This is a genomic window from Polaromonas sp. OV174, from assembly GCF_900112285.1.
Taxonomy (GTDB): domain Bacteria; phylum Pseudomonadota; class Gammaproteobacteria; order Burkholderiales; family Burkholderiaceae_C; genus Polaromonas.
Genome location: NZ_FOKZ01000014.1, coordinates 123,504 through 135,504 on the forward strand (window position 1 = coordinate 123,504; position 12,001 = coordinate 135,504).

The following is a 12,001-nucleotide window of genomic DNA, read 5'->3' on the forward strand; positions in this document are numbered from 1 at the left end:
GTGGCGTCGGTGCGCTTTGTCTGAAATTCACTAAATAATGGCTTTTTGTCGCATTTCAGCAGACGAACCAAATATTACGATAGCGCCATGAATACCTCAAGCTCCCTGAATTTGCCAGTCGCCGTGCCCCTGCGCACGGATGCCAGCGTGATCGGCCTGGTCGGCCTGGCCCACATGGTCAGCCATTTCAGCCAGTTGCTGTTGGCGCCGCTGTTTCCCTGGCTCAAGGATGCGTTCAACGTCAGCTATGCCGAGCTGGGTTTTTTGATGACGATTTTCTTCGTCGTCTCTTGCGCCGTGCAGGCCCTGTCGGGTTTTGTCGTGGACCGTTTCGGCCCGCGCCCGATTCTGTTTGGCGGCCTGGCCTTGCTCGGCGTGGCGGCCCTGGGCTACTCCATCAGCACCAGCTACTGGATGCTGGCCGGCTTTGCCGTGCTGGGCGGCATAGGCAATGGGGTGTTTCACCCGGTCGATTACACGTTGCTAAACCGCAAGGTCAGCGCGCCGCGCCTGGGCCATGCCTACAGCGTGCACGGCATCACCGGCAGCCTGGGCTGGGCGCTGGCGCCGGCGCTGCTGGTGCCGCTGACCTTTGCCTATTCGTGGCGCGTGGCGCTGGCGGTGGCGGGGGGGCTGGCGTTTGCCGTGTTGGCAGTGCTGCTGCTCAATCGCGACAAGCTGGCCTTGAGCGTGGCGCCCCGTGCCGCGCCATCGGCCAAAGGCGCGCCGGCAGGCGATGGCAGCCTGGGTTTTCTGAAAATCCCGGCGGTCTGGATGTGCTTTACCTTTTTCTTCTGGTACGCCATTGTGTTGAGCGTGGTGCAGGCGTTTGCGCCCGAGGCGGCACGCCAGCTGCATGCGGTGCCGCTGCCCTGGGTGGCGATGTGCCTGACCATTTACATGGTGTGCAGCGCCGGTGGCATGGTGGTGGGTGGTTTTCTGGCTTCAGATCCCTCGCGCTGCGAGCGCATTGTGGCCATAGGCATGGGCGTGGCCGCCATCGTGGCCTTGACCCTGGCTTTGGGCCAGTTGGCGCCCTGGATGGTGCCGGTGCTGTTTGGCACCATGGGTTTTGCCGCCGGCATCGCCGGGCCTTCGCGCGACTTGCTGGTGAAGCGTTCAACGCCTGAAAATGCCTCGGGCCGCGTCTATGGCGTGGTCTATGCGGGCCTGGACATCGGCCAGGCGGTGTCGCCGCTGATCTTTGGCGCGCTGATGGACCACGGCCAGTACCGCGGCGTGCTGCTGGGGCTGGCGCTGGTGCAGGGGGTGTTGATTGCCAGCGCCTTCAATGTGCGCCGGGTCAGGCGCACCGCGCTGGTAACGGCTTGAACGTGTTACGCCCGCGCTGACCAGAGCGCACTCAGCGCCCTTGCCGCCACTCCTTGTGCCACAGACGCTCAATTTCGGCCGCAAGTGGCGGCGGTGGCGCGCCTATGAGTGAGCCCTGGCCGGCCAGCAGCACCTTGCCGTAGACCACGCCCTGGGCGCGCGAGTAGAGCAAGACGGTGTTGTTGTCGGCGCAGTCGTGGGGCTTGCAGACCATGGCGTAGACATATTCCGTGCCGCCAATTCGGACTCTCGAGAGGGGATGCGCCGGGCCTTCCAGTTGGGCCAGCCAGTACTGCCTGACTCGCGGCCCCAACGCCCGGTAATAAGCGGCCTTGAACGCCGGATCACGCAGCAGATCCGGGGGATCTATGACATGGGAGCTTGGCACTGGCGCTTGGCTGGGGGCTGCCGGTGCCGGCCTGGACTGCGGCTGATTGCACCAGCGATAGCTGAGCCTGGTCAGCGACGGTCCGAGCGCCGTCCCTACCTTGGGGTCGGGCTCAATCTTGATGTACTGCCCGGCCCGGTCCTGGTAGACCATGAACATCAGACCCCCGCCACGCGGCACCTGGCTCAGCAGCGCCACTAGATAGTTGGGTGGCGGCGAGTTGCCGAAGTAGGAATGGGCAGCCATCACTTCGCGGCCGATCAGGCGGCGATTGCCCTGCTCAACAATCAGTGCGTCATCCAGCACGCGCAGGCGCGGTGCTTTTGCGTTGCCGCAGTCGGGCGAATAAACACCGCCATAGAGTTTCAGCACATCGGCCCCTAGCCGCCCCTGGGCCAGGGCCGGCAGAGACAGGGCTGCGAGTGTCGCGGTCAGTGCCGCGCAGCGCCATTGAGCAGCATGCATGACAGACTCCCAGAGCCGCCTGCGCCCGCCTTGGGTGGCAGTCGGTGCTTGCCAACGATCATTTTTGAGTCTAGGCGCCGCCAATGGGGCCGTCAACTGGCGTATCGCCACAGGACCCGCCCCCTATACTGCGTCGCATCACTTTTGCAAGGCACGCGATGAACGCAACACGCTCCGAAAAATCCTCTGTTTTATCCGGCCTCTTCGTTGTGGGCGCAGCGCTGTTGTTGAGTTCCCAGGCGAGCGCGCAGCCCACGCCCCTGACGGACAAGCTGGTTGGCGACGTGGGTGGTGCGGCTTACCTCACGCAAAGCGTGATTCGCAGCAGGGACAAGGACACGGCGGTGCTGCCTTATGGCTATTTTGACTACGGCCGATTTTTTGCCCGCGTCGATACGCTGGGGCTGAAAACCCTCAAGCTGGGCAATGGCTACCTTGAGTTGGCCGGCCGCATCAGTCAGGAGGGCTGGAAGGCCGATACCGCGGCACTGGCGGGCCTGGGTGATCGCAAGACGCCGATTCCGCTAGGCATAGGGACGTTTCAGGAAACGCCTTACGGCGGCTTTTTTCTGAATGCCTTTGTCGATGCCAATCAATCGCACGGCGCCTTGCTGGAGGCCAGCTATGCGGCCCAGTTCAAACTGGGCCAGTGGACTTTTTACCCCCAGTTGGGGCTGGAATACCGCAACGCCAAATACGCCAATTATTTCTATGGCGTGTCGGCAGCAGAGTCCGCCGCCAGCGGCTATGCCGCCTACAAGCCCGGGGCTTCGACCATGCCAGTGATGGGCCTAGCACTGGATGTGCCGCTGGGTGAGCCCTGGGTGCTGAGCCTGCAGCTGCGCCGCAAGTGGCTGGATTCGGCGCTCACCAACAGCCCGCTGGTCAGCCGCAAGACGCAGGACAGCGGATTTGTCGCGCTGTCCTATCGCTTCAAATAAAGGCCGGCCGGCCTGCCTGCTTGCAGCTAAGGAGTTGCGCTGGCGGCGCCAGAGGTATAGATTGGTTGCGTAGACCTTTGGGTTGCCGCGTTCTTCAGTACAAGGAGGTTCACATGAGTTCATCCCAGGCACATGTCGGTGGTGATTTTGGCCGCTGGCTTGAAGAAAAATCCGAAGCCGTGAAGGTGGAGCTGGCCGAAAAGTTCCCTCCCGTCACCAGCGGGCCGGCTGCCGTCCATCAGGAGACCAGCGCCCAGCGGATTGAAGAGGTTTTGCTGGGTCATGAACCTGCGGGCGAAGCCCTGCTGGAAGAGCTTGCCACCGAGGACACGGTGCCACCGCTGAGCGACGAGGAGTTGGCCCGGCAGGCCCTGGCCAACGGCGGTGACGACGACGATCCGGAAACCCCGGAATAAACCGCTATTCAGGCTTGATTCAAGTTCGCAAGGCCGTGCTTTCCCGATAGGAGGAGGCGGGGCGCGTCAGCACAATGGCTGACATGACCAAACAACTTGCCGGCCACCTTCTTGTCGATTGCCTTCTGGCCCAGGGCGTTACCCATGCATTTGGCGTGCCGGGCGAAAGCTATCTGGCGGTGCTCGATGGCTTGCACGCCCGGCGCGAGCAAATCCAGTTCATCACCTGCCGCCAGGAGGGCGGCGCGGCCTTCATGGCCGAGGCGCATGGCAAGCTCACCGGTCGGCCCGGTGTTTGCATGGTGACGCGCGGGCCGGGCGCCACCAATGCCTCGATTGGCGTACACACGGCTTTCCAGGACTCCACCCCCATGGTGCTGCTGGTGGGCGATGTAGCCAGCGATTGCCGCGATCGCGAGGCCTTCCAGGAGGTGGACTACGCCAGCTTTTTCGGCCCCAGTACCAAGGGCTTCGCCAAACGCGTAGAGCGTATTGACGCCGCCGATCGCATTCCCGAGTACGTGGCGCGGGCCTTTGCCACGGCTATGAACGGCCGGCCCGGCCCGGTGGTGCTGGTCTTGCCCGAAGACATGCTGACGCAAATGACAGATGCCAAGCCCTTGCCGCGCGTGCAAGCGGTGCAGAGCTGGAGCGACCCGGACGCTTTGCGCACCTTGCGCGAGATGCTACTGAAGTCCGAGCGCCCCTTCATCATTGCCGGCGGCGGTGGCTGGACGCCGCAGGCTGCGCAGGCGCTGCAGCGCTTTGCCGAAAACTGGAAGCTGCCGGTGGGCAATGCCTTTCGCTTCCAGGACACCTTTGACAACCACCATCCGCAGTATGCCGGCGATGTCGGCATAGGCCTGAACCCCAAGCTGGCGGCGCGCGTCAAGGCCAGCGACCTGATCATTGCGATAGGCCCGCGCCTGGGTGAAATGACAACTGGCAACTACACCTTGCTGGAAGCGCCCAGGCCGAAACAAAAACTGGTGCACATCCACGCCAGTGCCGAAGAGCTGAACCGCGTCTACCAGGCCGACCTGCCCATCAACGCCACCATGAATGCGGCGGCGCGTTCGCTGGAGGCGCTGAGCGCGCCGGTGTCCGTGACCTGGGAGGCCTGGACGGCTTCGGCCAATGCCGACTACCTGGCCAATCTGGAGCCGACACCTTCCGCGAATCAGCCGGGGGAGATCGACATGCCGGCCATCGTCGGCCTGCTGCAAAAGCATTTGCCGGCTGACGCGGTACTGACCAATGGCGCGGGCAATTTCGCCAGCTGGGTGCACCGTTTCTTCAAGCACCACGGCCTGGTCAAAGGCCACAAGACGCAGCTGGCGCCTACCGTGGGTGCCATGGGCTACGGCGTGCCGGCGGGTATTGCTGCGGCCATCACCACCGGGCGCACGGTTCTCACCATGGCGGGTGACGGCGACTTTCTGATGAATGGCCAGGAGCTGGCGACAGCGGTGCAGCACGGCGCCAAAAGCATCATCGTGCTGCTCAACAACGGCATGTACGGCACCATACGCATGCACCAGGAGCGGAAGTATCCGCAGCACGAAAGCGGTTCGCGCCTGAACAACCCGGACTTCGCCGCGCTGGCACGCGCCTACGGTTATGCCGGTGTGCGCATCACGCGCACGGCAGAATTTGAAGCCGAGCTGCTGGCGGCGCTGGCGCGCAAAGAGGGTACGGTGATCGAAGTGACGCTGGACCCGGAAGTCATCACCACGCGCGGCACGCTGTCGGCGATTACCCAGCAGGCCTTGAATCAGCTGCTATCAAAGTAATAGCTGTTTGCGATTTCTGGATATGGACTGGAGCCCGATTTGACTTAAAAGGCTAGTGAGAAATGAAAAAGGCCGGCGTGTCCCGGCCTTTTTGCATCAAGCCTGTGAAGGCTCAATTTCCAGCTTATTCCTTGATGTCTACGCCATAGAAGTTGTGGCGGCCGAAGGGACTGTTTTTGTAGTCAATCACGCTCTTGCGCACCGGCTTGAGCTGCACCGCGTGGGCGATGGTGAACCAGGGAGCTTGCTCCTTGAAGATGACTTGCGCCTGCTGGTAGAGCTTGGTGCGCTCGGTCAGGCTGGTCACGGTCTTGGCCTTCAGCACAATGTCTTCATAAGGCTGGTAGCAGAACTTGGCAATATTGCTGCCGCTGACCGACTGGGCCGAAGCGCAGCCCAGCAGGGTGTAGAGGAAGTTGTCCGGATCGCCGTTGTCACCGGTCCAGCCCAACATGCCCATCTGGTGCTCGCCGGCCTGCAGGCGCTTGCGGTACTCGCCCCACTCAAAGCTCTTGATTTCGGCTTTCACGCCGACCTTGACCAGGTCGGCTTGCATCAACTCGGCAATGCGCTTGGCATTCGGGTTGTAGGGGCGCTGCACCGGCATGGCCCACAAGTCGGTGCTGAAACCGTTGGGGTAGCCGGCTTCGGCCAGCAATTTCTTGGCGGCGACCGGGTCATACGGGTCATCCTTGATGCTGTCGTTGTAAGACCACATCGAAGGCGGAATCGGGTTCTTGGCGGGAATGCCGGTGCCCAGGTAGACGCCGTCAACAATGGCTTTCTTGTTGATGGACATATTGATGGCCTTGCGCACACGCACATCGTCAAACGGCTTCTTGGTGGTGTTGTAGGCCAGGTAGCCGACGTTCAGGCCGGGTTGCTCCAGCACCTGCACGTTGGGGTCCTTGCGGATGGCTTCCAGGTCGGCCGGATTCGGGTAAGGCATGACATGGCACTCACCCTTTTGCAGCTTGGCCCAGCGTACCGAGGCGTCCGGCGTGATCGAATACACCAGGTCGTCGATCTTGGCCTTGCCGGCCCAGTGCTGGGGGAAGGCCTTGTAGCGGATGACGGCGTCTTTCTGGTACTGCACCAGCGAGAAGGGGCCGGTACCGATGGGGTCCTGGTCGATTCGCTCGGGCGTGCCGGCCTTCAGCATGGCATCGGCATATTCCTTGGACTGCACTGCGGCATAAGGCATGGCCAGATTGGCCAGGAAAGGCGCTTCCGGCTTGTCCAGCGTGATCTTGACGGTGTAGTCATCCACTTTTTGCACCGACTTCAGCAGCTTGGGCATGCCCATGTCGCTGAAGTAGGAGTGATTGGGGCTGGTGACCTTGAAGAATGGGTTGTCTTCTTTCCACTGGCGCTCGAACATGAACAGCACATCGTCGGCATTCATGTCACGCGTGGGCTTGAAGCTCTTGCTGGTGCCATGCCACTTCACACCTTTGCGCAGGTGAAAGGTGTACTCCTTGCCGTCAGCAGAAATGTCCCACTTCTCGGCCAGGCCGGGAACGACCTTGGTGCCGCCACGCTCAAACTCCACGATGCGGTTGTAAATCGGTTCGTTGGCATCAAAGGAGGTGCCGGTGGTGTTCACGCCGGGGTAGAAGTTTTCCGGGCTACCTTCAGAGCAGAACACCAGCGTCTTGGCTGACACAGGCGAGAGGGCCAGCAATGCCGGTAGGGCTACTGCGCACAGCAAGGCGCGCTGGAGCGGGCGCAGCCGGCGTGCACTTGGTTTGGTCTGAATCATTTGGCGAACTCCCTTGGAGGTTAATGCTGCGGTGCAGCGGGCTGACGGCCAGTTTGCACAACACTCGTGGTGCGCGCGCTCCGGTCATTGAAAACGTGGCCTGAACAAATGCAGTGTTGCACCGTTTTTAGCTCACGCGGTGAGGAAATTTTCGGCATAGTGGCAAGCCACTTGGCGATCGCCCACTTCACGCAGCAGCGGGCGTTCGGCACGGCAGCGCTCGGTGACGTGCGGGCAGCGGGTGGAAAAAACGCAGCCGCTGGGCGGATTGAGCGGCGAGGGCAGTTCGCCCTTGAGCACAATGCGATGCTTGACCGCGCTGCTGCCGGCCAGGCCTGGCGTGGACGCCAGCAGGGCCTGGGTGTAGGGGTGCAAGGGCTGGGCAAAGATGGTGCTTTTCTCACCTTGTTCCACCGCATGGCCCAGGTACATCACCAGCACGTCGTGGGCAATATGACGCACCACGCCCAGGTCGTGCGAGATGAAGAGGTAGGCCAGGCCCATGGACTGCTGCAGGTCGGCCAGCAGGTTCAATACCTGGGCCTGGATAGAGACATCGAGTGCCGACACCGGCTCATCGGCCACCACCAGTGTGGGGTTGAGCATCAAGGCCCGGGCAATGGCGATGCGCTGGCGCTGGCCGCCCGAAAACATGTGCGGGTAGCGGTCGTAGTGCTCGGGCCGCAGGCCCACCATGGCCAGCATGGCGCGCGCCTTTTCGGCTCGTTCGGCGGCCGTCAGCGTGGTGTTGATCTCCAGCGGAGCTTCCAGAATGGCGCTGACTTTTTTCCGCGGATTGAGCGAGCCATAAGGATTCTGGAACACCAGTTGCACGGCCTTGCGCAGACCCTGGCGCTCTTCTTGAGGCGCGTTGACGGCATCAACACCTTTGATGTGCAACTGGCCACCGGTGGGCGTTTCAATCAGCGACACCATGCGGGCCAGCGTTGATTTGCCGCAGCCCGATTCGCCGACCACGGCCAGCGTCTTGCCAGCGTCGACCGAAAAGGAGACGCCACCCACGGCCTGCAGATGGTCGGGGGCACGCAAGAAACCGCGCCGGATTTCGTAGACGCGTTTCAGATCCTTGGCCACCACCACCGGCTGACCGGCGGAGGCCTTGCTCATGGTTACGGTGCTCATCGTGCAGCCTCCGCCACCGGCGTGTCGCGCAATATGGCTGCTTCCCGGTCAGGGTCTCCCAGCGGATAGTGACAGCGCACCATGCCGTCTTTCCAGGCGCGCAGCAGCGGCCGTTCGTTGCGCGAATGCTCGGTGGCATAGGCGCAGCGCGGCGCAAACAGGCAACCGGTAGGTCTGTCATAGAGGCCGGGCACCATGCCGGGAATGGTGGCCAGGCGGCCGCTGCCGTCGCTGCGCTCGGGCAGGGCGGCCAGCAGTGCTTCGGTATAGGGGTGCTGCGGCGTGTTGAAGAGGGCGTGGGCGCTTTGCTCTTCCATGATCTGGCCGGCGTACATCACAGCCACGCGCTGGGCCATTTCGGACACCACGCCCATGTTGTGGGTGATGAGCACCAGTGCCATGCCACGCTCTTTTTGCAGGCTGCGCAGCAGGTCCAGGATTTGTGCCTGGATGGTGACGTCGAGCGCGGTGGTGGGTTCGTCGGCAATCAGCAGGCGCGGATTGCAGGCAATCGCCATGGCAATCATCACGCGCTGGTTCATGCCCCCCGAAAGTTGGTGCGGATAAGCCTTCAAGCGGCTTTCGGGTGAGTTGATGCCGACCTGCTCCAGCAACTCGATGGCCTTGCGCGTGGCGGCTTTCTTGTCGAGCTTGAGGTGCAGGCGCAGGGTTTCGGTGAGCTGAAAACCAATCGTGAAGCAGGGGTTAAGACTGGTCGTGGGCTCCTGAAAAATCATGGCCACGTCCTTGCCGGTGAGCTTGCTGCGTTCACGCGGCGACAGTGCCAGCAGGTCATGACCGGCAAAGCGCAACTTGTCGGCCTTGACACGACCAGGGTAAGCCACTAGGCCCATCAGGGCCATCATGGTGACACTTTTGCCGGAGCCCGATTCACCGACGATGCCAAGCACTTCGCCTTCTTCGAGCGACAGGCTGATGCCGTCAACGGCATGCATGATGCCGTTTTGCGAGGGGAACTCGACGGACAGGTTTTCTATTTCAAGCAGGGCCATGATCAGGGCCTTCCCAATATTCTGTTTAGAGGCGTTTTGCACTGAAACGCCACGGATGTTTTGTCAAGGAACAGCGCGGAATTGGCTTTGCCGAGCCGCAGCTGTCGCCCCCGGAGGGGGGATCCGGCTACACGCAGTGAGCCGAGAAGGGGGTGGGCCATCATCTTTTCAGTTTTGGGTCGAACGCATCACGCAGTCCGTCGCCGAGTAGGTTGAAGGCCAGCACGGTGATCAAAATGGCGAGGCCGGGGAAGGTCACTACCCACCAGGCGCGCAGAACAAATTCTCTAGCATCGGCCAGCATGGTGCCCCATTCAGGAGAGGGTGGCTGAGCCCCCAGGCCCAGAAAACCCAGGGCTGCGGCATCCAGAATGGCGGTGGAAACGCCCAGCGAGGCCTGGACAATCAGCGGCGCCGTGCAATTGGGCAGAATTTCGCTGAACATCAGCCGAATGCGACCGGCACCGCTCATGCGTGCTGCGGTGACGTAGTCACGCGAGGTTTCGGCGATCACCGCCGCCCGGGTAATACGCACATAGTGCGGCAGCACCACGATGGCCACGGCCAGCATGGCATTCATCAGTCCGGGGCCCAGAATGGCCACAATCACGATGGCCAGCAACAGGCTGGGCAGGGTCAGGATGATGTCCATCATGCGCATGACGGCAATCTCGAAGATGCCGCGGAAATAGCCCGCGAGGAGGCCCAGCACGGTGCCAACCACCACCGACAGAGCGACCACGGCCAAGCCTATGACCAGCGACAGGCGGGCGCCGTACATCAGGCGCGACAGGATGTCACGGCCAATGGCATCGGTGCCCAGCGGATAAGACCATGATCCTCCCGCCAACCAGGCCGGTGGCTTGAGGAACACCGTGCTGTCGGTGATGTTGGGCGAATGAGGCGCCAGCATGGGGGCAAACAGGGCGATCAGCAGGACCGCCAGCACAATGATGAGGCCCATGAGGGCGCCGCGGTTGGCGCTGAAGTAGTGCCAGAATTCCCGTATCGGATGAGGCGGCGCCGGCGCGTTGAGGGTTTTTACAGTTGCCGTGTTCATCGCTGATGCCTGATGCGTGGATTGATGATGCCGTAGGTGATGTCAACCAACAAGTTGACCGCCATCACGATGCTGCCCAGTAGCAAGATGCCACCTTGCAACACCGGATAGTCGCGGCGGCTGATGGCTTCAATCAGCCATTTGCCGACGCCCGGCCAGGAAAAAATGGTTTCCGTCAGGATGGCCCCCGTGAACAGGACGCCGACCTGCAGGCCAATCACGGTAACCACCGGAATCAGCGCATTGCGCAGGGCGTGCACGGCCACCACACGCAGGTTGGACAGTCCCTTGGCGCGGGCGGTGCGAATGTAGTCTTCGCCCAGGACTTCCAGCATGGCCGAGCGCGTCATGCGCGCGATCACCGCCAGTGGCACGGTGCCCAGCACAATCATGGGCAAGATCAGGTGTGAGACGGCTGACCAGAAGGCACCTTTGTCGTCGGAGAGCAGTGAGTCGATCAGCAGAAAGCCCGTGGTGGGCTCAATGAAATACTGCACCGACATGCGGCCCGAAACCGGGGTCCAGCCCAGCTCCACTGAAAACAGCAGGATCAGCAGCAAGCCCCACCAGAAAATCGGCATTGAGTAGCCGGTCAGTGAGACGCCCATGACGCCGTGATCGAATATGGAGTTGCGTTTGACGGCTGCCAGAATGCCAGCCGGAATGCCTATCAGCAGCGCAAACAAGATGGCGCAGAGCGCCAGTTCAATGGTGGCCGGAAAGAGTGTCAGGAACTCACGCAGCACGGGCTCCTGGGTGATGAGGGACTTGCCCAGATCGCCCTTGAGTACCCGGCCGATATAAATGCCGTATTGCACCAACACGGGTTGATCCAGGCCGAATTCCTTGAGCAACTGGGCGTGACGCACCGGATCGATGCCACGTTCGCCGGCCATGGTTTCTATGGGGTCGCCGGGCACCATGCGGATCAGGAAAAAAGCCAGCAGCGTCATTCCCAGGAAGGTGGGAATGATGAGGCTCAGTCGGGTGAAGATAAAGCGCAGCATTAGGATGAGATGCGAGAGCCGGCGTCAATGCAAGCGGTGGAAAGTTCGCCGCCCAGGCGGCGCAGCGGGTGTGCGAGGTGCGTCGCAACATCGGTCTTTAAAAGCGTGAACATGAAAAATCTGGTTTGGTCGGTCTGGTCCCGGCGGATGCCCTAGGGATTTCTAGTCTTATTAGTGAGCTTCATATTATTGGTCGTGCAAGTGGGCAAATCGCTACCCAGTTACCCCTAGTGCGCCCAGGCCTCCTGGCGGTTTGCGAGGCACAGAACTATTGCAGGAAGCGTGCCAGAGGTGGCTGGTGATGGCGTTGACGGTGGTGCGCGCGGTGACCCGTCCTGCCATAGGTTGACACCTATGAAGCACAAATAGCCGAGCCGATGAGGCCAGCTAAAGACGCCCGATGAGCCTCATCGGGCGTTTTCAATTGTAGGGATTGGTGCGGCCTTTCCTGGTTATAGATTTGTACGGCCTGCTGAACCATGCGGCTGGCCTGGCTCAGGTCGGCCGGTCGATGCAGCAGGAACTCCATCTTCAGGATTCCGTTAACCCGCTCGGCCAGCGCGTTCTGGTAGCAGTCGTAGCCGTCGGTCATTGAGCACTTGATGCCGTGACGCCGATGGATTTCCTGATAGTCATTTGAGCAATACTGGATGCCCCTGTCGGAGTGATGCACCAGCGCCT

Annotated in this window: 11 protein-coding genes; 4 read left to right on the forward strand and 7 right to left on the reverse strand. The window is 61.7% G+C overall.

What is annotated here, in order from left to right; translation table 11 throughout:
• Positions 1-87 precede the first annotated feature (87 nt).
• Positions 88-1,332 (forward strand): MFS transporter, encoded by a 1,245-nt coding sequence (locus tag BM160_RS13920; protein WP_092006537.1) that lies wholly within the window; start codon positions 88-90, stop codon positions 1,330-1,332.
• A gap of 31 nt (positions 1,333-1,363) precedes the next feature.
• On the opposite strand, the gene BM160_RS13925 is transcribed toward BM160_RS13920, so the two are convergent.
• A complete protein-coding gene (locus BM160_RS13925) occupies positions 1,364-2,185 on the reverse strand; it encodes an Ivy family c-type lysozyme inhibitor (protein WP_092006540.1) in 822 nt (273 codons plus the stop codon).
• A gap of 158 nt (positions 2,186-2,343) precedes the next feature.
• Between BM160_RS13925 and BM160_RS13930 the strand changes: the two genes are divergently transcribed.
• The 3 genes from BM160_RS13930 to BM160_RS13940 all read left to right on the forward strand — a co-directional run bounded on the left by BM160_RS13930 (position 2,344) and on the right by BM160_RS13940 (position 5,335).
• Entirely contained in the window at positions 2,344-3,126 is a 783-nt protein-coding gene (locus tag BM160_RS13930) for a MipA/OmpV family protein (protein WP_092006543.1), read from the forward strand.
• A gap of 113 nt (positions 3,127-3,239) precedes the next feature.
• Positions 3,240-3,542 carry a hypothetical protein gene (locus tag BM160_RS13935; protein ID WP_092006546.1) on the forward strand — a complete coding sequence of 101 codons (303 nt, stop codon included), beginning with the start codon at positions 3,240-3,242 and terminating at the stop codon, positions 3,540-3,542.
• Between the two features lie 83 nt (positions 3,543-3,625).
• On the forward strand, positions 3,626-5,335 hold the full coding sequence (locus BM160_RS13940) for a thiamine pyrophosphate-binding protein (RefSeq protein WP_092006585.1): 1,710 nt from the start codon (positions 3,626-3,628) through the stop codon (positions 5,333-5,335).
• Positions 5,336-5,459: 124 nt separating this feature from the next.
• On the opposite strand, the gene BM160_RS13945 is transcribed toward BM160_RS13940, so the two are convergent.
• From BM160_RS13945 to BM160_RS13970, 6 genes are all read right to left on the reverse strand, one after another.
• On the reverse strand, positions 5,460-7,097 hold the full coding sequence (locus BM160_RS13945; RefSeq protein ID WP_092006549.1) for an ABC transporter substrate-binding protein: 1,638 nt from the start codon (positions 7,095-7,097) through the stop codon (positions 5,460-5,462).
• Positions 7,098-7,229: 132 nt separating this feature from the next.
• Complete coding sequence (locus BM160_RS13950; protein ID WP_092006553.1) at positions 7,230-8,225, reverse strand: peptide ABC transporter ATP-binding protein; 996 nt, start codon at positions 8,223-8,225, stop codon at positions 7,230-7,232.
• Positions 8,226-8,236: 11 nt separating this feature from the next.
• On the reverse strand, positions 8,237-9,253 hold the full coding sequence (locus BM160_RS13955) for an ABC transporter ATP-binding protein (RefSeq protein WP_092006588.1): 1,017 nt from the start codon (positions 9,251-9,253) through the stop codon (positions 8,237-8,239).
• Between the two features lie 160 nt (positions 9,254-9,413).
• Positions 9,414-10,313, reverse strand: coding sequence for an ABC transporter permease subunit (locus BM160_RS13960; RefSeq protein WP_092006556.1), 900 nt, complete (start codon positions 10,311-10,313; stop codon positions 9,414-9,416).
• Complete coding sequence (locus BM160_RS13965) at positions 10,310-11,320, reverse strand: ABC transporter permease subunit (protein WP_092006558.1); 1,011 nt, start codon at positions 11,318-11,320, stop codon at positions 10,310-10,312. The genes BM160_RS13960 and BM160_RS13965 overlap by 4 nt, the downstream gene beginning before the upstream one ends.
• Before the next feature lie 352 nt (positions 11,321-11,672).
• Positions 11,673-12,001: integrase core domain-containing protein (locus tag BM160_RS13970; RefSeq protein ID WP_143093263.1), on the reverse strand; the 329-nt coding region annotated here is incomplete at its 5' end.